This window comes from Sphingobacterium sp. (genome assembly GCF_032065005.1).
Classification (GTDB): domain Bacteria; phylum Bacteroidota; class Bacteroidia; order Sphingobacteriales; family Sphingobacteriaceae; genus Sphingobacterium.
In genome coordinates this window covers 242015-266462 of record NZ_DAMBMM010000006.1, presented here as the reverse complement: position 1 = coordinate 266462, position 24448 = coordinate 242015, and the positions used below count along the sequence as shown (strand labels likewise).

Annotated in this window: 19 protein-coding genes; 11 read left to right on the top strand and 8 right to left on the bottom strand. The window is 40.5% G+C overall.

The window, feature by feature from the left end:
• Window positions 1-419 precede the first annotated feature (419 nt).
• Window positions 420-1637: a glycosyltransferase gene (locus RT138_RS12045; RefSeq protein WP_313190880.1), complete on the bottom strand. Its 1218-nt coding sequence runs from the start codon at window positions 1635-1637 to the stop codon at window positions 420-422.
• A 76-nt stretch (window positions 1638-1713) separates the two neighbouring features.
• On the opposite strand from RT138_RS12045, the gene RT138_RS12040 reads away from it, so the two are divergent.
• The gene (locus tag RT138_RS12040; protein WP_093100108.1) at window positions 1714-2295 is read left to right on the top strand and encodes a tRNA-(ms[2]io[6]A)-hydroxylase; all 582 of its coding nucleotides are present in this window, start codon (window positions 1714-1716) and stop codon (window positions 2293-2295) included.
• 48 nt (window positions 2296-2343) lie between these two features.
• On the opposite strand, the gene rlmN is transcribed toward RT138_RS12040, so the two are convergent.
• Window positions 2344-3429, bottom strand: coding sequence for a 23S rRNA (adenine(2503)-C(2))-methyltransferase RlmN (gene rlmN, locus RT138_RS12035; protein WP_313190879.1), 1086 nt, complete (start codon window positions 3427-3429; stop codon window positions 2344-2346).
• 148 nt (window positions 3430-3577) lie between these two features.
• On the opposite strand from rlmN, the gene RT138_RS12030 reads away from it, so the two are divergent.
• The gene (locus RT138_RS12030; RefSeq protein WP_313190878.1) at window positions 3578-4006 is read left to right on the top strand and encodes a hypothetical protein; all 429 of its coding nucleotides are present in this window, start codon (window positions 3578-3580) and stop codon (window positions 4004-4006) included.
• On the opposite strand, the gene RT138_RS12025 is transcribed toward RT138_RS12030, so the two are convergent.
• Both RT138_RS12025 and RT138_RS12020 read right to left on the bottom strand, forming a co-directional pair.
• A complete protein-coding gene (locus RT138_RS12025) occupies window positions 3990-4877 on the bottom strand; it encodes a DUF4349 domain-containing protein (RefSeq protein WP_313190877.1) in 888 nt (295 codons plus the stop codon). The two genes, RT138_RS12030 and RT138_RS12025, sit on opposite strands and share 17 nt — an antisense overlap.
• Window positions 4878-4978: 101 nt before the next feature.
• Window positions 4979-6010: an LLM class flavin-dependent oxidoreductase gene (locus RT138_RS12020; protein WP_313190876.1), complete on the bottom strand. Its 1032-nt coding sequence runs from the start codon at window positions 6008-6010 to the stop codon at window positions 4979-4981.
• Window positions 6011-6217: 207 nt separating this feature from the next.
• On the opposite strand from RT138_RS12020, the gene RT138_RS12015 reads away from it, so the two are divergent.
• Window positions 6218-6856: a phosphoribosyltransferase family protein gene (locus RT138_RS12015; RefSeq protein ID WP_313190875.1), complete on the top strand. Its 639-nt coding sequence runs from the start codon at window positions 6218-6220 to the stop codon at window positions 6854-6856.
• A gap of 39 nt (window positions 6857-6895) precedes the next feature.
• Here the strand turns inward: RT138_RS12015 and RT138_RS12010 are convergent, their stop codons facing one another.
• The gene (locus RT138_RS12010; RefSeq protein WP_313190874.1) at window positions 6896-7282 is read right to left on the bottom strand and encodes a VanZ family protein; all 387 of its coding nucleotides are present in this window, start codon (window positions 7280-7282) and stop codon (window positions 6896-6898) included.
• A 191-nt stretch (window positions 7283-7473) separates the two neighbouring features.
• Between RT138_RS12010 and RT138_RS12005 the strand changes: the two genes are divergently transcribed.
• From RT138_RS12005 to RT138_RS11990, 4 genes are all read left to right on the top strand, one after another.
• Entirely contained in the window at window positions 7474-7809 is a 336-nt protein-coding gene (locus RT138_RS12005) for a PadR family transcriptional regulator (RefSeq protein ID WP_313190873.1), read from the top strand.
• A 24-nt stretch (window positions 7810-7833) separates the two neighbouring features.
• Window positions 7834-9603 (top strand): PspC domain-containing protein, encoded by a 1770-nt coding sequence (locus RT138_RS12000; RefSeq protein WP_313190872.1) that lies wholly within the window; start codon window positions 7834-7836, stop codon window positions 9601-9603.
• A gap of 57 nt (window positions 9604-9660) precedes the next feature.
• Window positions 9661-12087, top strand: coding sequence for a TonB-dependent receptor domain-containing protein (locus RT138_RS11995; protein ID WP_313190871.1), 2427 nt, complete (start codon window positions 9661-9663; stop codon window positions 12085-12087).
• Between the two features lie 367 nt (window positions 12088-12454).
• A complete protein-coding gene (locus RT138_RS11990) occupies window positions 12455-13042 on the top strand; it encodes a TIGR00730 family Rossman fold protein (protein ID WP_313190870.1) in 588 nt (195 codons plus the stop codon).
• A gap of 1 nt (window position 13043) precedes the next feature.
• Here RT138_RS11990 and uxaC read toward each other — a convergent pair whose 3' ends face one another.
• Entirely contained in the window at window positions 13044-14456 is a 1413-nt protein-coding gene (gene uxaC, locus RT138_RS11985; RefSeq protein WP_313190869.1) for a glucuronate isomerase, read from the bottom strand.
• Window positions 14457-14586: 130 nt separating this feature from the next.
• Between uxaC and RT138_RS11980 the strand changes: the two genes are divergently transcribed.
• A complete protein-coding gene (locus RT138_RS11980) occupies window positions 14587-15408 on the top strand; it encodes an SMP-30/gluconolactonase/LRE family protein (RefSeq protein ID WP_185215770.1) in 822 nt (273 codons plus the stop codon).
• 55 nt (window positions 15409-15463) lie between these two features.
• Here RT138_RS11980 and RT138_RS11975 read toward each other — a convergent pair whose 3' ends face one another.
• A complete protein-coding gene (locus RT138_RS11975; protein ID WP_313190868.1) occupies window positions 15464-16129 on the bottom strand; it encodes a TlpA disulfide reductase family protein in 666 nt (221 codons plus the stop codon).
• A 265-nt stretch (window positions 16130-16394) separates the two neighbouring features.
• Here RT138_RS11975 and nagB point away from each other — a divergent pair, with 265 nt between their 5' ends.
• Entirely contained in the window at window positions 16395-18314 is a 1920-nt protein-coding gene (nagB, locus tag RT138_RS11970) for a glucosamine-6-phosphate deaminase (protein ID WP_313190867.1), read from the top strand.
• Window positions 18315-18477: 163 nt separating this feature from the next.
• Window positions 18478-20895 (top strand): TonB-dependent siderophore receptor, encoded by a 2418-nt coding sequence (locus RT138_RS11965; protein ID WP_313190866.1) that lies wholly within the window; start codon window positions 18478-18480, stop codon window positions 20893-20895.
• Window positions 20896-20972: 77 nt separating this feature from the next.
• Here RT138_RS11965 and RT138_RS11960 read toward each other — a convergent pair whose 3' ends face one another.
• Entirely contained in the window at window positions 20973-21917 is a 945-nt protein-coding gene (locus tag RT138_RS11960) for an AraC family transcriptional regulator (RefSeq protein WP_313190865.1), read from the bottom strand.
• Window positions 21918-22006: 89 nt separating this feature from the next.
• On the opposite strand from RT138_RS11960, the gene RT138_RS11955 reads away from it, so the two are divergent.
• Window positions 22007-24430 (top strand): TonB-dependent receptor plug domain-containing protein, encoded by a 2424-nt coding sequence (locus RT138_RS11955; protein WP_313190864.1) that lies wholly within the window; start codon window positions 22007-22009, stop codon window positions 24428-24430.
• Window positions 24431-24448 lie beyond the last annotated feature (18 nt).

The following is a 24448-nucleotide window of genomic DNA, read 5'->3' as shown; positions in this document are numbered from 1 at the left end:
CCTCTTTAGCGCATTTTTATTCTGAACGATCAGTGAGGAATCTGTACGGTTCTCCCCCCAAACTGCCTGTCATTCTTTACCGAAGGTAATGGACCTGTACGCCAATACGAACTTTTGCAGAAAGAAGACCTGTACGCCAATACTAAAAAAATGAAACCCCTATGGGTTTTTTATTGAACATATTGTGTTTAATGAATTTCGTGTTGAGTTTCATTCAGCCTGCAGGCTGATGTTAATTTAGAATTGTATGAGGCGGGCGTTTGCGAAACGCCCCTACGAAAAATGGATACCTTCCTAGGGGGAAGATAATCTTGGTCCATCCTCCCATCCTTTCCATCCTGGTTCATTCCCTGATCTTGGTCCATCCTCTTATCCTTTGCATCCTGGTTCAAACCCCACTGGCATAGCGGCGGCGGATCTTATTTCCTGTTCTTTTCTTCAATCCACTGGGATAGGTACTTGCTGGAAAGGAATTGATTAGACCAGAGGATCTGGCCGATCATGTTTTTTCGACGGTGGGAATCGGGTGCTCGTTGGATTCTTTCAAGTTCGGATATGAAGTCTTTACCCCAGTGTGGATCGATCAAGGATTCCAAAATCTGCTGTGATCTATTTGCTGCACTTTCCCAGGCATGCTGGTCTTGGTACAGTGAGACGGCTTTGTCAACAATTTCTTCGGTTGCATCTGCAATATATCCCGGCCATTGCTGATCCTTGAACATGGCTTCAGCGCCGACCTTGCTACTGATGGATGGAATACCGGCAAACAATGCATCGATAAATTTGCCTTTCAATCCGGCTCCAAAAGGTATTGGAGCCAATAAAATGCGGTATTTTTTTAGGGTATCAATTGCATGCTCGGCCCTTCCCATAATACGGAAGCCTTGCTTTGGCTGGTTGAGTTGCCAAACCTTATCGCTGGGGTAGGCCCCATAGATATGCATTTCTGCTTTAGGCAGCTGTTTTCGAATCGAAGGCCAGATTTCCTTGATGCGTTGAACAGTTTTCCAGTTGGGTTCATGCAGGAAATTGCCGATAAAGGTAAAATGCTCCCGATCCTCAAATCTTATTCGTTCCTGTTCTTGATGTTGGATCTGGAAAGGTAGATAGCTTAAAATTTGGGGATTGATGGCGAACTCTTCCTGAAGGAGTTCCATTTCATATTCGGATATGATCAGACTGAGATCCGAGCGGTAAATGGCGGTCAATTCGCGCTTGGCTAGGTCGGAATAGAGCATATCATTGTTGAAATCTAACCCTTTTTTGTAGGCTTCTTGGCGTGCTTGCCTAACGAAATGCAGGTCTTCGGTATCCAAAATGCGTATGGCATGGGGACATGCCTGTGCCACCCGCCAGCTATATTGTTCTTCGATCATGAAACGGTCGAAAAGAACAAAGTCGGGATTTAGATCTTTTATAAATTCATCAAAGGAGGAGTCGTTCAGTTGGATCTCAACCTCGTCTACAGCTTTGGTATTTAGGGGAAAGCTATGTTCAGATTTACTGGCCGCTGAGGCAAAGGTGATTTCAAATCCTTGGGAATTAAATAGATCGATGAGTTGCAGCATTCGCCAACCTGCCGCAGAGGAGGTCGGTTCAGGCCATACCAAACCGATGATAAGCATTCTTTTTCCCATTCTGCAAATTAGCATTATTTCATGTATTTAGGGGGATGATTTTGTTTTCATTACCTTTGTGGAAATTTTCAATGCTATGTTAGGACTTAAACTTTTGACAGACCCAAGATGGGCCAATATCGCGGAATCTAATTTGGAAGAGATCTTGACGGATCATGCCTGGTGTGAACAGAAGGCGGCTTCGAATGCCATTTCATTGATTACCCAGAATTCAGAACTTGAGGATCTGGTGCATGAGCTGACTGCCATAGCCATTGAAGAGATGGAGCATTTCAAGATGGTGATCGATATCATCAAGGAGCGTGGTTATGAACTAGGCCGCGAAAGGAAGGATGATTATGTTGGGCAATTGATGAAATTTGCCAAGAAGGATGGTTCCAGAAACCAAGCTTTTATCGATAGGCTATTGTTTGCTGCGATGATCGAAGCAAGGAGCTGTGAACGTTTCAGGGTATTGTCCAAGAATATCAAGGATCAGGATCTGGCGAAGTTCTATCATGATCTTATGGTTTCGGAGGCGAACCACTATACCACCTTCCTGAATTTTGCAAAGAAATACACAAAAGATGTGGATGTGGATAAGCGTTGGAAAGAATGGTTGGAATTTGAGGGGAATCTTATCCAATCCTACGGAAAGAAGGAGCAGATCCACGGATAAATAAGGATATTAAAAAAGGCATTTCGAAAGAAATGCCTTTTTCTATTTTTATGCCTCGCTGGCTTCTTTATCTTTATCCTTGATGGCCAATTGACCACAGGCCGCATCAATATCTTTTCCTCTACTTCTGCGCACATTGGTGATCACACCTTGGCCACGCAGGTAAGTGGCAAACTGATCGATCTTATCCGCTTCTGCATTCACGAAATCTGCCAATGCGATTGGGTTATATTCGATGATATTAACTTTACAAGGTACATTCTTGCAGAATTTTGCCAACTCTTTGGCATCCTGTAACTCATCATTAAAATTATGGAAAACAATGTATTCGAAGGTGATCGGACTCTTTGTTTTAGCATAGAAATACTTCAATGCCTCAGCCAGAGCTGCCAATGAGTTCTGTTCGTTGATCGGCATGATTTCATTCCTTTTATCATCGTTTGCCGCGTGCAGTGAAAGGGCCAGATTAAAGCGAACTTCATCGTCACCTAATTTCTTGATCATTTTGGCGATTCCGGCAGTGGATACCGTAATTCGTTTCGCCGCCATATTCAGTCCATCAGGAGAAGTGATGCGATCCACAGATTTCATCATGTTGCTGTAGTTCAACAAAGGCTCACCCATGCCCATATAGACGATATTGGTCAATGGATGTCCATATTTTTCTTCCGCCTGTTTTGCGATCAGGACGACTTGATCATAGATCTCATCGGCATTCAGGTTTCTCTTACGGTCCATATAACCGGTAGCACAGAATTTACAGGTTAAGCTACAGCCCACCTGAGAACTCACGCAGGCCGTCATGCGGTCATCTGCAGGGATCAAGACCCCTTCAATTACGTTATTGTCGTATAAACTGAAGGTACTTTTTATGGTTTTATCCGAGCTTATCTGGGATTGTTTTACCTTAACGGCGTTGATGGTAAAATTGGTCTTCAGGGTTTCGCGCAATGACTTGCTCAGGTTGCTCATTTCATCGAAATCAGTACAGGATTTTTGCCATAGCCATTCGTAAATCTGCTTGGCACGAAAACCCTGCTCACCCATTTCAACAAGTGCATCCTTTAATTGAGCTAAACTCAAGCTCCTGATATCTACCGTTTTTACTGCTTTTTCCACGTTACAAAGATACATCAAAAATTATAAGCTAGAAGTAATAATATTCTTGTAGGGCTAATCAAGGGATTGTGCAATAAATTATCATTATCAATTTGTTATCTCTTTTCTTTGATTCGCTGATTTATTCCTGATTCTTTATTATTGAAACTATAATTATTGGCTGATGGATAAAGGAAAGATTATCAGGGTTTTGATGTGCATTGTTCCCGTCTTTTTCCTGTCTTGTGAGCAGGTGAGAACCAATTTTTGTATTCGTGAATTTAAGAAAGAATTTAGGCGGAATGTATCCGAAGGGATTATTGACCTGCAGCAGATGAACTGTTTTCCTTGGGACAGCTTGATGATCTTGGCTCCCTATCATTACAGTGATCAGATCAAAGAAGAAACAGGTCTGGAAATCCCTGGGTATTTAAGCAGTGTAAATGCAGAAAAAGCTTTTTTGGTATTCTTGGAAAAGAGAAATATCCAAAGGATCATTCCCATTTCTCAAAGGGACCTGGATCTAGCTTCCTATATCCGCCAAAAAGCTTTTTCTGCAAGTTTCCTGATCATGGACAGGAAAGATTGTAGCTCAATTAGCCTTGTGGATTAATTCTTTTTGCTTTTCTGTTTTTTCTGATCCTTTGGATTGCCCATACCACTACGATAACAATAGTCCAAACTGGCCATAAACTGATAATGCCTAAAGCTATGGTTTGGATCATATTCCAGCCAAAAATCAATGAATCCTTGATTTTAACCCAAAAAGAATTACTGCCCATTGGGAGATTAGCTTGGTATTCAAAAAGATTGATGGTGATGGTGCTATAGTTTACCTGATTGCTCAGATTACGCATGGTCGCTTCACTACTCTCAATATCTTCCTGCAATTGTCTGATCTGTTCTTGGATTTCAAGAAGGTCCTTTACACTTTTCGCATTGCTGACCATATTCTGATAGCGTTCAAGGAATGCTCTTTTGCTTTTTAGCCTTGACTCTATATCATAGTATTCAATAGAAACATCTCTTGCACTGATGTTTTTCTCGGTTACTTTATCCTCTCCTTTTTCCAGTTCATTCAAGAATTGGTCAAAGGCATTTGCTGGGACACGGATGCTGAGGTTATAGGAGGTGAAATCATTGTTGTTGTTTGTGATTTCTTGTTCGTAATAAGCATTGTGTTTTTTTAACAGCGCATCCAGATTGGCTTTGCTTTGCTCAATTTTTTTGGATTCTAGGGATATGTTCCCTGTACGGATGATCTTGGATTTTGAATTTTGTTGATTCTGAAGTGGCTCGTTTTGTGCTGCTTCATTTCTATCAGCGGAAGTACCTTTCAACATTCTGGCTTCTGGAGCAGGTATGTTATCTTCAAGGGTTACAATTTCTACATTCGCAGGGTTAGCTTGAGATTCTCTCTGTTTATTTGAGCATGCTCCCATTGCTACTAGCATAAGGAGAAGCCATAAATGGTTTCTTTTCATATTGTAAGTTTATACGGTGATGCAGGAAGTTTGGAAATTCCATAAATTGAAACAAATAAAAAAAGGGCCATGGCCCTTTTTTTATTTGTTTCAACAATAGTTTATTTCAATGCAGCTTTCACTTTTGGAATGATTTGGTTTCCATAAAGTTCAATGGCTTTCATCATTTTACTGTGATCTGGGCTACCCACATCGGTATGTGCAGAGAACCTGGTCAACCCAAAGGTTTCTTGGATCTGCAAGATTTTGTCAACGGATTCATTGACATCGGCCACGATCAGGTGTCCGTGGTTAGAACGACCATAGTCATATTGCGTTCTTTGGTATGGAGGCCATCCTCTTGATGCTCCGATTCGGTTCATCTGTGCAGAATAATACGGGTAATACCAATCTGCGATTTCTTTAGAGTTCTCTCCAAAGAAAGAGTGCATGTGTACACCGACCTGATATTTGCTCATGTCGTGACCATTATCCTGATAGGCTTGCTCGTAGATTTCAAAAAGAGGTTTGAAATTGATCGGCGAGCCGCCAATAATGGCAAACATGACCGGTAAGCCCAATCTACCTGCACGGATTACAGATTCGGTTGTACCACCTACAGCAATCCAGATCGGTAATTTATCATTGACCGCTCTTGGGTAGATACTTTGATTGATCAAGCTGGCACGGTGTTTACCGGTCCAGTTGACGTTCTGTGAGTTGTTGATGCGAAGCAGAAGATCCAGTTTTTCCTCAAACAGCGAGCTGTAGTCCTTTAAGTCATATCCAAAAAGAGGGAATGACTCAATGAAAGACCCACGTCCGGCCATGATTTCTGCCCTACCGTTTGAAATCAAGTCCACGGTTGCAAAATCCTGATATAGTTTGACAGGGTCAGACGAGCTCAATACAGAAACTGCTGATCCTAATTTGATCCTTTTGGTCACGGTTGCTGCTGCAGCAAGCACAATTTCAGGTGCTGCAACGGCGTAATCTGCACGGTGGTGTTCACCCATTCCAAAGAAATCAACACCCACTTCATCCATCAATTTGATTTCTTCTATTATTTCCTGTAGCCTTTGTTGAGGCGCTTGTATTTTCCCAGTTTGAGAGTCAATTTGCAAGTCCCCAAACATGCCTATTCCTAATTCCATCTGTTTTTCCTTTCTTATATTAGTCTACAAAAATACAACCTGAATTGTTCTTAACTGTTGATTTATGATAAGAAGTGAAAGTGTAATGAATTCTTAACCTGATTGTAGTTATTTTTTAATGGAAGGGATTTATTTTTAAGCTCTTAACTGCTTGAAATGCTCCAGTACTGGCGTTCGTTTCTCCATCTATTTTATCCAGAGTTGTGCATGGGTTGTAACACGGGCTTGATAGCACAAGAAGAGATTATCTGTACTTCCTGTTTATATCATCTTCCTTATACAGCTTTCCATATGGATTCCAACAATGAAGCCATGCAATTGCTGAAAGGGAAGTTTCCTTTCGAATTTGCTACCTGCATGCTGCATTTGCGATCGGGCTCCATTGTTGAAAAATTGATCTATAACCTGAAGTATAATAACCACCCTCAAGTGGGAAAATATTTGGGGATGAAGTATGGAACGAGCTTACGGGAATCTCCTTTCTTTGCAAACATTGATATGATCGTGCCGGTTCCGCTCCATCCTAAAAGAATGCTGAAACGGGGGTATAACCAAAGTGAATGCATTGCCGCAGGTTTGTCGCTGGGTATGGATGTTCCGGTGATTTCTCGATTGCTACATCGTGGGAGATATCAAAAAAGTCAGACCAAGATGTACCGATCAGACCGTATAGGCAATGTTGCAGATTCCTTTTATTGTAAAAATGGAGAACAATGGGCTGCTAGGCATATCCTTTTGGTAGACGATGTATTGACTACCGGCGCGACCATGGCGGCTGCTGCAGAAGCATTGATTAGCGCCATTCCACATTGTAAGATTTATATTGTCAGCATCGGTCGGGCCTAAATCTGCTTATTGCAAGGCCAGACCACGGACGCTTCAGGATCAGGAATATTGAAACTTTCTATTGTATAATAACAGATAGCTAAAAAGAGCCATTCCAATTCCTACATAATCGGCGAAAATATCCCACCAATCAGCTTGTCTGGTTTGGGTAAAATACATCTGGGCTCCTTCGGTAAAGAAAGCGAAGAAAGATGCGACACAGAAAACGATGATAAAGGTTTTAACTTTTGTAGCTCTTCTTTTGGTATCGACCACTCTCCCAAATAGGATTAATGTAGTCAATAAATAGAAGCTACCGGTATGGACCAGCTTGTCAAATCCTTGAAAAAAACCTTCCGTTGGAAAGTCATTCGCGGGCAACAATAAGAGGAGCATCATGATAATGGCCCAAATAATTGCCCATGCATAGTTTATTATCCAATTCATTGTTGATAAAAATCGTATTTAAATGTCAGATTAAAAAGCTTTTGCATCATTTTTTTTGTCTTCCAACAAGCTGTTGGATATTTTGAATAAAAATTATTGCACTGTAAATCAATTGATTATAATGGTATTATGAAAAAATATAGTACTATGTATTGCAAAGTACCATCCAAAGGATATATCTTTGTATTGTTATGATAGCTGAAAATACACAAACCCAAATGAGGAAAGGAATACTGGAATACTGTATTCTTTCAATTATTTCTCGGGGAGAAATATATGCCTCAGACATTATCAGCGAATTAAAAAAAGCTGAATTGTTGGTGGTTGAGGGAACACTATATCCATTACTTACCAGATTGAAGAATAACGGTCTATTAAGTTACATCTGGAAGGAGTCTACTTCAGGTCCACCAAGAAAATATTACCAGATTACTTCCGAGGGGATGGAAGTATTGAAACGATTGGATGTTACTTGGAAAGAATTGGTCTTTGCGGTGCAAACATCCTTAGAGAACAGAGAAATTTAACTATACCATTAACTAAATACAGTCATGAACAAAACAATAATCATCAATATAAACAGTATCGTCTTTCATATCGAGGAAGATGCATATGAAATCCTTCGGTCCTATATGATCGAAATCAAAAGGCACTTCGGGAATTCTGAAGATAGCCGAGAGATTCTTGAAGACATTGAGAACCGTATTGCGGAAATGTTTTCTGAACGTATCCAAACAGGTCGCAAAGAAGTGATCAACCGTGAGGATGTCGATCAGGTCATTGCGCAAATGGGAAGGGTAAGTGACTTTGAATCTGAAATTGGCGATGAGCCACGGGTAGAAAACGAACCAAGGGCTGCTTTTGCAGATCAGGCTGATCCTGCGGGCAACTTCCAATCTGAGCCACAAGCTGAGCAAGAACCTGGGCATGAGCAAGCAGCTGATCCTAGTTTCACAGAATACCTGACTTCGAAGAAGTTAATGCGTGACATGGACGACAAGGTGCTGAGCGGGGTTTGTAGTGGATTATCGCATTATTTCAATATTGAAGCGAAGTGGGTAAGGATCATCTTTATTTTGTTCTTCTTATTCGGTGGATCAGGAGTGCTATTGTACTTCGTGCTTTGGGCAGTAATGCCGAAGGCAGTGACACGTGCCGATAAATTGGCGATGCGTGGTGAACAGGCCAACCTGCACAATTTCAAGAAGTCTTTCGATGAAGAAATGAAAGGAGTTCGCGAAAATTTTTCGGGAGCCGGCGAGCATATTAGTCGAGGAGCTCGTTCGGTTGGAGACTCTTTAGGATCTTTTTTCTCGGTCATTGGAAAAATCTTAGCCGTGTTGGTGTTGATCTGGGCAGGCCTGAGTATCATCGGTCTCTTTGTGTTCTTTGTATTCAACGTGTTGAATATCATGGGCTACCAAAACCCGATGTTTTTCCCTCCTCTTGAGGTGTTAGACCCTGCTTCAGCATTGTTTGCCATCTTAGCGGGAACCCTTGCTATCATCATCCCGTTATTGGCCCTGTTCTTCCTGTTATTGCGTGTTGTCTTTAAGACAAAGCCAATGAACAACTATGCAAGTATGTCCTTATTGGCGGCTTGGATTGTATCTATCGTCATGATTTTGTACTTCGTGGTTGTGACCAATCAAGATTTTGTGGAAGAGAGCACCATTTCCGTAGAGAAGACGCTGGATAAAAAAGACACCTATGTGATTTCAGAGAATGATGTTCGCGTCATCAAAGCTTCCGATGAGGACTTTAACAAGAATAAAATCAATCCGGAAAAGGGTGGGATGTTGATTGGAAATTACTTGCGCAATGATATTTCTGTTCACATTGAGTCGATTGACTCGTTGAAGACACCATATATTCAATATAACTATATCGCAAAAGGATCTTCTTATGCAGCGGCATCGGCAAGGGCGTCCAAGATAGCCTATAAGGTCAACCAAAATGCGGAGAACCTGATGTTCGATAGTCATTTTGCATTGGAGGACAAGCAATTGATCCGTGATCAACATGTGAGAATGAACCTTTACTTGCCAGTTGGGACAAAGGTCCTATTGAACAAGAATATGGAGTGGAAAGTACGCGATATATGGGCTAATGAATGTCACGGAAAAGAAGAATCAAAATTTTCTGAGTGGATCATGACGAAAAATGGCTTGAAATGCATCTTAAAATTAGAAGAGGAGAAAGCCAAGGAAGCAGAAGAGCTTAAGAAGAAAGCTGAAGAAGAATTAGAAAAGACAAAAAAAGAAGAAAAGAAAGCAACCTCTGATGAAGAAGAATCGTCTTCAGAAGAGAATAATGCATAAGGGGCAATAGAATACTAACATAAAAAACTAATCAAAATTACATTAATACCTAAGAAAATGGGAAGAATAATTACCATACTGATCCTCTTTTTGGCGGCAGTAGCTAGCAAAGCTATAGCCAGCCCAGAGGCGCAGGATACAGATATCAAGGGGCGGGTCCTGAACCAGGACAAACAACCATTAGCCTCGGCATCGGTATATTTAATGTCCTCGACAGCGAATGTATTGATCAAGAGTGCGGTTACAGATGAAAATGGGGTTTATACCATCATCAAAGCACCGAAAGGATCCTATTATATCGAAGTAAGTTCAGTAGGCTACAGCAAGGGCAAATCTGCAGTCTTTGAATTAGGCGATAAAACCTATGAAGTAGAGGATATTGTGATGGGGACAAGCAGCCAAGCGATTGAGGCTGTTACCGTTCAAGGACAATTACCAATGGTCCAGAATGTAAATGGCAAATTGGTGTTGAATGTAGAGAATTCTACATTGGCGGCCGGTAACAATGCCTTGGAAGTGGTAAAGCGTGCGCCTGGGGTTAGTGTGGATAAGGATGATAATTTGCAATTGATGGGTCAGCAAGGGGTAAATGTCACTATTGATGGCAGACAGACCTTTATGACCGGAGAGCAATTGACGAACTTCTTAAAGTCTACCGATGCCGGCCAGATCAAAAGCGTAGAGGTGACTACAACAAGGTCTGCTAAAGACGATGCGGAAGGTGCGGTAGGTACCATCAATATCGTGCTGAAAAAGAACAGAACCGAAGGTTTCAATGGATCATTTGTGGCGAGTGCGGCCCATGGTAAGCATTTCAGAGGAAACAGCTCCTTGAACCTGAACTATAAAAAGAACAATACCACCTTATTTGGTTCCTATGCTTACACCAACAATAAAGAGGAGAATGAGATCCAGATCATGCGTGAGATCAGCGGGGGTAACAAAACCACATTTTTTGATCAGAATGCGTCGATGATCGAGGACAACAACAACCATAACTATAGGTTAGGTATTGAGCAGAAGACATCTGAGCGTAATACGATGATGCTTCAGTTGTCTGGAAACAAATATTCAGAAGATTCTGAAAACAGAAGTAGAACGGATATTGGCTTTACTCCGACAAGTATTGACTCTGTTTTGAGGTCGCCATCCTTTAATAAGATGAGTTTGGACAGGATGTCCCTAAACTTCAACAACGAATTTAAGATGGACACCTTGGGTCAGAAATTGACTTTAGACCTTGACTGGAGTACCTTTGAGAACCGTTCGAACATGAACTATACCTATAGGACTGAAAAATTGGATGGTGAGCTTTATAAACCAGAAGAGCATGAGCGAAGCAATATGCCAACGGATATCGATATCTATGTGGGTAAATTGGATTACGTAAAGCCATTCAAAAAAGGAAGTCTAGAGGCCGGTGTGAAATACAGTAATGTGAAATCGGACAATAATATGGTTTTCGATCAATTGAATGGGGATACTTGGGAAAATGTGGCCAATAAGTCTAACCACTTTATCTATACAGAGCAAATCTCTGCTGGATATCTAGATTATAGCCGTCCTTTTGGAAAATGGACTGCGAAGGTTGGTCTGCGTGCAGAATACACCATTTCTGATGGTAATTCGGTGACCAATAATGATCGGGTAAAACGTGATTATCTGGATTTTTTCCCATCTGCAAATATCGGTTATAACCTGAGTGAGAATCATATTTTCTCTTTAGGCTATGCCAAGAAAATCACCCGTCCCAATTATCGTTTCTTGAATCCGTTCAGGTATTATATTGATAAGTTAACCTATCAACAGGGTAACCCTTATATCAACCCGCAGTATACACATGGATTTACATTGAACTATACCATGATGAAGATGTTCAACTTCACATTGGGTACCGATATTACCAATGATGCGATGGTGGAGAGTATGGGCCAGGATTCCGTTACGAATACAACCTGGGTGACCAGAGAGAACCTTGGTAAATCCTTGACCTCTTATTTGAACTTGAACCTGCCATTCAGAATTGGCAAGATCTGGACCATGAACAACAATATTACCGGTATCTATATGCACTTCAAGGGACCGATTGCAGGACATGAAGTGGATAATGGTTCGTTCTTCGTACAGGCAAACAGTTTCAATAGCTTCAAGTTGAACCCACAGTGGTCATTAGAAGCATCCATCAATGGGAATACTCCTTTTGTTTATAACCTGTTTAAGATACATGGAAGGGTTTCAGGAGATATCGGGGCTAACTATAACTTCAAAGACCAGAAAAGCTCATTGAAATTGGCAATAACCGATGTGTTCCGTAGCAATAGAAATAACTTGTCCACTGACTTCCACGAGTTTCAATCGAGGATCCGTCAGTACCATGACAATCAAACAGTACGCCTTACTTTCACTTACAAATTCGGAAACCTAAAACAACAGATCCGAAAAAGTGACTCGAGAAACGAGGAAAAAGACAGAGTAGGCAACTAATAAAGAACTTTGTTTCAATGTTTAGTTAATGAGGTCCTAGACTCCCAGTCTGGGGCCTTGGTTTTTTTGGTAGTATTTAGTATTTAGTATTAAGTATTTAGACCTGGGGCTACTAGCCCAACTCCAACTTAATACGCAATAAAATCAATCTAAATACTAAATACTAGCTACTAAATACTAATCCCTAAATACTTCCCTGAAAATCAGTCTTAATACTAAATACTAGCTACTAAATACTAATCCCTAAATACTTCCCTGAAAATCAGTCTTAATACTAAATACTAGCTACTAAATACTAAGCCCTAAATACTACTCAGAAAAATTGTCTAAATACTAAATACTAGCTACTAAATACTATTTTTGTTCCATGAAACTAAATCAAATCGTTGTTTTTTGTGCTTCGAGTCCGGGCTTTGATGGGACTTTTGTGAAAGCTGCGCAGGAAGTTGGGAAAGTTTTTGTGGACCGTGGGATAACCTTGGTCTATGGTGGTGGTCGAGTTGGCTTGATGGGAGCGGTTGCGGATGCGGTCATGGAAAACGGAGGTCAGGTTATTGGGGTAATTCCTCAGTTTTTGAACAGTAAGGAGATTGGTCATAGTGAGATTACGCAGTTGATCGAGGTAGACACCATGCATGAGAGAAAGGCGAAGATGAACGCCTTATGTGATGCGGTCATTGCGCTTCCCGGTGGTTTTGGAACGTTGGAGGAGTTGTTTGAAATGACGACCTGGGGCCAGTTGGGCTTGCATAAAAAACCTATCGGTATCCTCAATGTAGATGGCTTTTATGATCATTTGATTGCATTTATCCAACATATGGTGGATACGGGACTGTTGAAAGAGGAAAACCAAAGGATGATCATGTATTCGGACAAGATCGAAGATTTGTTGGAACAAATGGAGGCCTATGAAGCTCCACCTGTTCCAAAATGGTTGAATCTGGAAAAATCCTGATCTAACCTTGTTTCTTGAAAGGGAAATAAGCCTTGGCATTGTAATAACAGATGTCCTGTACGATCTTGCCAATCCATTTCATATCATGTGGTAATTCACCATTGACGATATCCTCTGCGAAAATATTGCAGAGTAACCTTCTAAAATATTCATGTCTTGGGAATGACAGGAAACTACGGGAGTCGGTCAACATCCCTACAAACCGGCTGATCAACCCAATGTTTGAAAGGCTATTGATCTGTTTTGTCATCCCGTCTTTTTGGTCATGGTACCACCATGCTGATCCATACTGTATCTTGCCCGCTATAGTTCCATCATTGAAATTGCCACACATTGCAGCGAACAGGTCATTGTCGGAGGCATTCAGATTGTATAGGATCGTTTTGCCTAATTTTTCTTTGGCAGCCAAGCGGTCCAAAAATTTCACTAGGCCCAAGCCTTGGGAATAATCACCGATACTGTCAAATCCGGTATCAGGCCCCAGTTTTTTCAAGGAGCCGGAGTTTGTGTTGCGGAATGCCCCTACGTGGAATTGCTGAACCCAATTCTTTTCGTGGTCCCATTCTGCAAAATGGAGCAATAATGCGGATTTAAATTTATTGATTTCCTCAAGGGTTAAATCATTGCCCTGTCTAACTTTTGTGAAGATATTGGAGATTTCAGTCTCTGTAAAATCCTCTGCATACAGATGGCTCAAGCCATGGTCAGAAACGCAACAGCCGTTCTGGGCAAAGAAATCATGTCGAGATTTTACGGCGTCGAGGTAATCTTGCAGATTATTGATATCGCTGTTGGCAACCTCTCCTAGTCGGTTTACATATTGGTTGAAAGCTTCTCCGTTCTCCGGACTCATGGCCTTATCAGGTCGAAAGGCCGGGTACATATCAAATTTTCCTGGGTTTTTGGCATAAGCCTGATGGAATTCCAAGGAGTCGATGGGGTCATCTGTGGTACAGATGGTCTCCACTTTCATCTGTTCCAATAATCCATGGACCGACATATTGGGATTTGCCAAATCTTGGTTGGCTTTTTCGAACACAGCATCAGCATTGTCGGCAGATAAGAGGTCATTTATGCCAAAATATCGCTGCAATTCGAGATGGGTCCAATGGTATAAAGGGTTTCTTAACGTGTAAGGGACGGTTTCGGCCCATTTTTGAAACTTTTCTTGGTCACTTGCGGCACCTGTAATAAATTTTTCGTCGACCCCATTTGCACGCATAGCTCTCCATTTGTAATGGTCGCCATGTAACCAAATTTCAGTGATGTTTGAAAATTGTTTATTGGCAGCGACTTCGTTTGGTGGCAAGTGATTATGATAATCTATAATAGGTAGATCTTTTGCATAGTCATGGTACAGCTCTTCTGCCACTCGGCTTTGCAAAAGAAAATTTTCATCCAAGAATGGTTTCATACGCTATAATTGTTAGATTTTAAGTTTAGAATTGACAGAGCTTGAAAATAAGTAATTCTGCGCAAAAAGCTAACAAAAAGCTATTAAAAATGTTATATTTATAATAAAAGGATAAACACAAGCATTGAATATGAAAACTACCTTATTAATTACATTGATAGTCTTTTGCTCACAACTGGGCTTTAGTCAAACGAAATTGACTCAACTTTGGGAGTCTAAGGAACAGCTACCTACCCCTGAATCGGTATTATATTCGCCAGAGAAATCCGCTTTGTACGTTTCATTGATAGATGGAGATGGCGTCGCAAAGGATGGAAAGGGCGGGGTGGCCATTTTGAATTTGGATGGAAGTCTAAAGGATGCGACTTGGGTGCAAGGGCTGAATGCACCAAAAGGATTGGCCATGCATAAAGACTTGCTTTATGTTGCTGATATTGATGAAGTCGTGGTGATCGACATGATTACCGGAAATGTCATCAACCAAATTAAGGTCCCTGATGCACAGTTCTTGAATGATGTCACTGTGGACAACAATGGAAAGGTCTATGTTTCTGATACCAGGAAGGGAGAGATTCACCTGATCCATAATAATAAACCATCCCTTTTCATGAAAGATGTAAAGGATGTCAATGGCCTTCGTGTTATTGATGGTGTTCTGTATGCGATGGCAGGTCCTGAATTATGGAAAATTGACGCCAATAAAAACCATACTGTTGTGGCTAAAGGGTTGCAATTGGGTGGTGATGGTTTAGAGCCTGTTGGTGATGGCAGTTATTTAGTGACTTGTTGGGGAGGATTAATCTATCATATCGCAGCAAACGGAACGGTAACTGAACTGTTGGATGTTAGGGATAAGATGAAAACTGCGGATTTAGGATATAACCAAAAAGAGAAAATCCTGTATGTTCCGACCTTTTTGAACAATAGCGTTGTGGCGTATAAGTTAGACTAAAACAATAGTTAAGACATAAAAAAAGGATTCAAGCCATAACTTGAATCCTTTTTTATTACTTCAGGATCTCCCTGAGTTTATTGTTGAGCTCTTCTCCATGCAGGTTTCGTGCTACCACTTTTCCTTCGGGATCCACCAAGATATTTTGAGGGATGGCTTTCACGCCATAAGCTAAGCTTGCTGAGTTGTTCCAGCCCTGCAGATCGGAAACATGCTTCCAAGTCAGGTTGTCATCTTTTACAGCTTTTGCCCAAGGTTCAAATTCCTTGTCGAATGATACGCCTAAGATTTCGAAGTTTTTATCCTTGAATTCTGCGTAAGTCTTGACCAACTTAGGGTTTTCTTCACGGCAGGGAGGACACCAAGAGGCCCAAAAATCAATGAGTACATATTTGCCCTTGAGATCCGATAGGGAATAAGGTTCACCTGCTAGATCAAATTGGGTGATGCTTGGCGATTTTTTGCCAGGCAGGGTATTTTTTAGGGCATCCAAATAGCGGTCAAAGATCTTTCCTTCGGTGGATTTCTTAACTTTTTTATCCAGGGTCTTGAACAGATCGGCTAATTCCTGGTATTCTGGGAAATAGCCGCCCACCCTTTGGATTAGGCGGATGGAGCTGACCTCCTTGGGATTTGCCTTTACTTGTGCAATAAGTTCTTCCTTCGTTTGTGCGAACAAAAGACTTGGTATAAATGCTATTAATAATATTAATTTCTTCATTTTGTGAATTATGATTTCCAAAATTATCAATAATCTACCAAACAAGTAGATTATTTTTTGTAAAATTCTCATAGATAGAGGCAATTATTTAAAATTATATTAATAAATAAATAACGGTCTGCATTAATAATTATTGATTAAAATAATTGCTGTAGCTGTGATTTTCGTTGAAAAGGGTTATAAAATCAAAAAGATTTGCATTTTATGCACGTACAGCCTTATAAATTGTTAAATTTGAGGCTCACTAAGGTATTTTTCAATTTAAATGGCAAGATTAAATTTATTAGAGGAAACCCGCTTTGAGAAAGTTCCAGTAACGGTATACCCCTCTCAAGACGAAGCTTCTGTTAAAGTTGCTGAGCGCATCGCTGCTATCATTAAAGATAAGCATGCAAAAGGGGAAAAGGCAGTTTTGGGTCTAGCGACCGGAGCAACGCCTGTAAAAGTCTACAAAGAACTTGTGAGAATGCACAAGGAAGAGGGATTGAGCTTCCAAAACGTTGTTACTTTCAACTTGGATGAGTACTACCCGATGCTTCCGACTGCAGAACAAAGTTATGTAGCATTCATGAACAAGCATTTGTTCAATCATGTTGATATTCCAAAGGAGAACATCAACATTCCTGATGGAACACTTGCAGAAGACAAGGTTCAGGCTTTCTGTGAAGGCTATGAACAGAAAATCTCCGGCTTAGGAGGTTTAGATATCCAATTATTGGGTATTGGTCGTACAGGACACATTGGTTTCAATGAGCCAGGGTCTGCGCCAAACTCAGGTACTCGCTTGGTCACCTTAGATGACCTTACAAGAAGAGATGCTTCACGCGACTTCGGTGGTAAGGAAAATGTACCAACAAAAGCGATTACCATGGGTGTAGGTACGATTTTCAAAGCCAAGGAAATTGTATTGATGGCATGGAACGAGAAGAAAGCTGAAATCGTGAAGAAAGCGGTTGAAGGTGAAATTTCTTCTGATATTCCTGCGACTTATCTTCAGATGTCTGATCATGTTGAGTTTGTTTTGGATGAAGATGCTGCTTCAGCCTTGACCCGCTTTAACCTTCCTTGGTTGGCGCATGATGTGGTATGGACAGACAAATTAGTTAAAAAAGCAGTTGTTTGGCTTTCCTTGCATTTGGATAAAGCTATCCTGAAACTGACCGATGACGACTATAACAATAATGGTATGGCTCAATTGATTACTGAGCAAGGTACTGCTTATAGCATCAACATCCGTATTTTCAATGAATTACAACGTACCATTACCGGTTGGCCAGGTGGTAAACCAGGCGTTGATGATTCTAACCGCCCTGAAAGAGCTGAACCAGCTCAAAAGAACGTAATCTTATTCTCTCCGCATCCTGATGATGATGTGATTTCTATGGGAGGTACTTTCATTCGTTTGGCTGATCAAGGTCATAATGTACATGTGGCTTATCAGACTTCTGGTAATACCGCTGTTTGGGACGATGATGTATTACGTTATTTGGAATTCGTTCAGGACTATGCGGTAGTCGTGGAAGATGATAATGGCGTAACACGTAAGATCTATGATGAGGCTCGTGAATTCTTTAAAGTTAAAAAGCCTAATCAAGTAGACCCTGAAATCATTAGAACGATCAAAGGACTTATCCGTAAGGGTGAAGCGATCGCTGGAGCTCGTTTTGTAGGGCTTCCTGATGAGAATATCCACTTTATGGACCTTCCGTTCTATGATCGCGGTAAATTCTCTAAAGAGATCGATTTTGAAGATGATATTCAGCAAACCATGGAATTGCTTCGCCAGGTAAAACCTCAACAGGTTTTTGCTGCCGGTGACTTTGCTGATCCACATGGTACCCATAAAGTTTGTTTCGATATTATTCTTGAAGCTTTATTGCGTTTGAGAGAAACCGACGAATGGACTAAAGATTGTTGGTTATGGTTATATAGAGGTGCATGGCACGAATATCCGATCCATGATATCGAAATGGCGGTTCCACTTTCTCCACAAGAGGTAAAACGCAAAAGATTGGCAATCTTCAAACACCAATCTCAAAAAGATCTTCCTGTATTCCCAGGAGATGATCCAAGAGAGTTTTGGGTTCGTGCTGAAGATCGTACTAGCGAAACAGCTGGACTGTATCACCAATTAGGATTGGCGAACTATGAGGCTATCGAAGCTTTTGTTCGTTGGAAATTCTAATCCAGGTATAAATAGATATTAAATAAGCTGTCCTCGAAAGGGACAGCTTATTTTTTTGGTAAAAATTTCGGATTGTGAATGTTTTTATCGGATTGTTTATTTTTTTAATGTTACCCCGACGTTACTTTTGCAGCACTATTTAGAATCAGTACAAATAAACACCATGAAAACATCATATCTATTTGCTCTGCTTGGAGCGACTACGATCTACACTGCCGCCAATGCTCAAACGACTGTAAAAGGGAAAGTTAGTAGCAATAACAATGAATCGATCTCCGGACTGAACATCAAGGTCAAGGATAAAGTTACCATGTCTGATGAGAATGGGCACTTTGAATTATATGTTCCTTATTCAGGTACCTTCAATCTGGAAGTAACTGGGGTAGGATATGTAAAGGAGTCGGTATTCGTTAATCCAAAGGAAACAAACACGAATCTGGGTACCATCGTAATTAAGCCTGCCAATCACAATATTCAAGAAGTGGAAGTAACGGGATATAATTCTTTAAATGATAAAGTCCTGAATGTTGGAAAGGCTGGAATCCTAGACCGTGATCTACCACAAGCAGTTCAGATTGTCAATGCGCAAGTGATCGAAGATCAGCAAATCAATAGGTTGAGCGATGCCTTAAAGAATGCCAATGGGGTTGCAATGGGGGCTAATCGTGGTGGTGTTAGTGAGAATTTCTTTGCTCGAGGATATAGCCTAGGGTCCAATAATATCTTTAAGAACGGTGCGCGTACGAACAATGGTGGATCCATTGAAGCCAGTACTTTAGAGTCTGTTGAGATTTTAAAGGGGAGTGCCGCAATTCTATATGGTGGTGTTACTGGAGGGGCAGTAGTAAACTTGGTGACAAAAAAACCAAAATTTGAGTATGGTGGTGAGGTATCCATGCGTATGGGAAGTTATAATCAATACAAGCCTATCGTGGATGTGTATGGCCCGATTTCAGACAAACTAGCTTTTCGGGTTGTTGGAACAGGAGAATATGCAGAAAGCTATAGGGACTATGTTGAAAGCAAGAGATATTATATCAATCCTTCCCTATTATATAAGATGTCGGAGAACTCCAGTTTGAACTTTATGTTTGATTACTTGAAATCAGATTATACCCCTGATTTTGGAATAGGTTCAGTGGATGGAAAGATCAATAAGGAAGTCGGTAGAAATACCTTTATCAATACGCCTTGGGCATTCAATAAAACCAATTCTTCGAATGGACAGATCAATTTTGAGCATGTCTTTTCAGATAGCTGGAATTTACAGGCCATAGCAAGTTACCAACAATATGGTCGCGATTATTATGGATCTGAACGTATACAAGCCAAAGCTACAGGAATGGCCGCTCGCGCCTTAAATAGGACCGAGCAAGATGAACTAAGTTTTAATCAACAATTGAACGTGAAAGGAAATGTCCAAACGGGAAATATAAAACATCAGATCTTAATAGGAGCTGATGCAGATCAATCCAATACCAAAAACTATGCTTTCAATATCTATGGGGCAGGATTGGACAATAAACCAAGTACGGCATACGATAGCATCAATGTTTTTAATCCATATACCGCTATGATGCGTTCCGATATGCCCGGTGTTGATCTGAAAACAAGAACCACTACCGATATCAACCGTTATGGAGTATTTGCACAAGACTTGATTTCCTTGACCAAGGAGTTTAAAATCCTTGCGGGGATCCGATATACCTATCAAAAAACCAAGAATGCGGAGGTGTATGACTATGCAACTGGAGAAACGACAGTAACGCCTAACAAAGGCAAGGATGGCGAAGATATGGGAAATAAGGTAGATAAAGCATGGTCACCAAAGTTGGCCTTGATCTATCAACCTATATCGACCATGAGCATCTATGCTAGTTATGCGAACAACTTTACTTCAAACTCTGGATATGATGTAAATTTCCAACCTATGGGTCCATCATTGATCGATCAGTACGAAGCTGGTGTTAAGAATGATTTCTTTAATGGCAGACTATCTGCAAACCTGACCTGGTACAGAATTCAGAACAATAAGTTTGCACAGACCATCATTGAAGCTGATGGTACGGTAAAGGATCCTAACATGAAAGAATTTACCGGAAAGACGGCCTCTGATGGTGTTGAACTAGATCTGACCGGGAAAATTGCCGAAGGCCTGAACGTTATCGCGGGATATAGTTACAACTTTATGCGTTATTTGGAAACTAATGAAAATGGAAATGTTGAAGGAGTCCGCTTGGTAGGAACGACAGCGCATTCTGCAAATGGAACTGTATTCTATACCCTTCAAAATGGAAGTTTAAAAGGGTTGAAACTAGGGTTCTCGACATTCTATACAGGTAAGAGAAACGCAGGATGGAACAACAGCAAAGTAAATGAGAAAGAAGGTGTAAACAGACTGATCGCTGTGGATCCATTTACGACCTTTGATTTCTCCGCTGGATATACCTATAAAAACTGGAGCATCTTAGGGAAGGTCAGCAATATCGGAAATGCCTTTAACTATTACGTGCATGAGAACTACAGTGTAAACCCGATTCCACCGAGAAGTTTTACCGGTACATTGAGTTATAAATTCTAACCAATATCTATAAAGAGTAAAGCTGTTTACAATGAAGTAAACAGCTTTTTTATTTAATAAAATAGATGGAGTAATTCTTAGAATATAGGTAAGTTGCTCAACAACTCGGGGATGGCCTGTACGCCTTCATGAGCCACTAAGAAAGTGTATCGAAGTGAGTTGGGGATAATCCCAAAATACTTTTTAAAGGCTGTGGTGAAATGGGTGGAATGTTTATAGCCTGTCATCCTTGCCACGTCAGAAATACGGTATTTGCCCATCAGGATCAGCTTTTTCGCATGTTCCATTTTCATTTCAGTAATATAGTTCATGATGGTCTTGCCATAGAACTGCTTGAAATGTTTCTTTAGGTATTGCTCATTGGTGCCCACTGATTTTGCCAATTCTGAAATCGTATGATTTTTTGAAAGATCTTCATCAATTAGCTTTTTAGCCATTTGGATCTTTTCGTAATGGTTCTTATTGGCAATGATTTCCTTGTTTTCATTTTCCACAAAGAGGCTCTCCACCTGATGGATAATGACTTCCAGTAAAAGGGACTGGATCTTTAATTGATTGATATAGGAATCAGCTTCGTACAGATCGAAAATTTGTTGCAAAGCAAGAGCAATCCTGCCATCCGCTTTGGTGAGCAATCCATGTTGAAACCGTTCTTGGTCTGCAATGTACTTGTCATGAAAGACTAAGAGCTTATCACTGGGGATTAACATCAGAAGGATGCGGTTGTCTAGGCAGATGCTCTTCAAATCAAATAGGTCACCTTTATTCATATGGATCAACATGTTGTCGCCCGCTTGTAACAGGTAATTGTCCTGTTGGATTTGAATGGAACAATTCGCAGAATCTTCTAGTAACAATAGATTTAAATAGCCATCAATAGGGGAAGTGAAATTGAATTTTTGCCTGCCTTTGAGTACCGTAAAATACATTAAAGTGCCTAATTCCAACATATTGGTAGAAATACCATTGGTTGTTTCAGGTAAAATTTCCGATTGCGTAGTATTTTTTTCTGATTGCGTCATTTTGCTATTTAGAATAATTCTACATTTGCAGCAGTATTTATTTAGACTTGTTCTAAAGAAAGTCGAAGTTACTGTATTAATCTGGAATAATGAAACAATTTTACCTCACCATATTATTTTTATTTATCTGTATTGTCGTATTTGCCCAAAATTCAACAATAACCGGTAAAGTTCATTTGGTAGATGGGACGCCTGTTTCAAAAGCTACAGTTCGAATTGAGGGAACTTCAATTGCAAGCGTATCCGATGATGAAGGTTTGTATAAATTGGAGCAAGTTCCTTATGGTAAACAGACCATCTTGGTGACCTCCATTGAGATTAAATCAAAGAGACTTCCAATTGATGTCAATAAGCCCAACTATGATTTACATATCCATATTGACCCAAGAGGAGAAATCAGTCTTGATGAGGTACGGGTTCAAGGAAATTCCGTCAAAAGAGAAATTGAGACCAAGGGGTTCGCAGTCAATGTGATCGAAACGAAAGAAGCATCCACCAGAAATATTCAAACTAACGAACTGTTGGACCGTACTGTTGGAGTAAGGGTCCGTCAAAGCGGTGGTCTAGGTTCGGAGGTGCAGTATAACTTAAATGGAATGACTGGGCGATCAGTCGGGATATTTATCGATGGGATAGAAATTTCGACCTATGGTTCCTCATTTAACTTAAATAATATCCCTCCTTCGATGATTGATCGCATCGAGGTGTATAAAGGGGTCCTTCCTGCCCATTTAACTGGGGACCTACTTGGAGGGGCAATCAATATTGTCCTTAAAAAAGGTACTTCGAGCAATAACTTATCGGCCTCTGTTTCTTATGGCTCATTCAATACTACCCAATCAGATATTTCTGGCCTTTATAGAAACTCGAAGACAGGTTTTACGACTAGGGTTTCAGGAAGTTTCTTGAATTCAGACAACGATTATGAAATCTGGGGCAAGTTCTCCAAATATATAGAACCCAATGGCGTTGTGCGTCGTAACTATAGAACCAAACGTTTCTTTGATGGGTATAGGGCATTATCTGGGAGATTTGAGTTTGGATTTACCGATGTTAAATGGGCAGATGCTTTCTTTTTAGGATATAATATCTCTGACTCTCATAAAGAGATTCAACATGGCCAAACCATGGGGACTCCTTATATGGGCAGAACCTCTGATGCGACGGCTAATGTGCTGAGCTTGACCTATAATAAGAAGAATTTATTTGTGCCAGGCCTATCCTTGAATACCAATGCTGTCCATAGTTTTAGAAGCACCAATATACTCGATACTATTCCTTGGGCCTACAATTGGGACGGACAGATCCGTCTTGATTTAAATGGTGATCCTATTCGTCGACTGGATGGTGCACAGCAGGGGAAACCTGCGATGACAGATATTGATCGTCAGGTAACCAATATCAGGACCAACTTGAGTTATGATATTCTTTCTGGACATCGATTTTCAGTGAACCATGTGTTTTATACGGTAGATAGAAAAGACAAAAACCTGTTGATTAAAGATGGTAATAGCGGCATCAACAGTTCGAATGATCTTGCGAAGAATGTGGTGTCGTTCAATTATGAAGCTCAAACCTTCAATAATAAGTTGACAACAAATCTATTTTATAAGATTTATCAACAATCAATTGCTAGCCATACTTATACTGGCGTGATTGAAAACGGGCAGACAAAGATCGTTGAGAATGTCAGCAAGGACCACCGTGTAAATTATGGCTATGGCTTAGCGGCATCTTATAAATTGTTCAATCGATTGGTACTTCTGGCCTCAGGAGAACGTGCGGTAAGAATGCCGGTTGATATGGAAACTTTTGGAAGTCCGGAAGACAATGTTCTAGCCAATCCGGGGATCGCACCTGAAATCAGCGATAACTATAATGCTGGATTTAGGTTAGGAACCTATGATTTCGGTGACCATAGATTTTCGGTTGGAACCAATGTTTTTTGGAGGAACACGAAAGACAGGATCATGCCGAGAGCTAATGAAATGATCAACAGCCAAGAAATTGAACTTACCCAATATGTCAATTTGGGGCTTTCTCAATCCCTGGGCTTTGAAGGTGAACTGACCTATGCCCATAAGGACAAGCTTACCCTATTGTTCAATTTTTCCAAATTCAATTCCTTGTTCAAGCAAGAGTTTGATCCGACATCAGGTCAACCGATGACCTATTACAACAAACAGATTCCTAATGAGCCTTTCTATACCATGAATGGAAATGTTCATTATCGATTAGATAATATCATTCAAAAATCTTCTCAGTTAAACCTATTCTACAATATTGGCTATGTGGCGCCTTTCAGCACGGTATGGCCAGATTCTGATTGGTTTATTACACCGGCACAGTACGCACAGAATTTGGGTATGAGCTATGTTTTTCCTAGCAAAAAGATCATTCTGGCACTGGATGTCAAGAATGTATTCAATGCTGAGCTGTATGATAATTTCGGTGTTCAGAAGCCTGGTAGGGGATTTTATTTGAAACTGAACTACTCAATTAACAATATATAATTACTCTTAATAATTAAT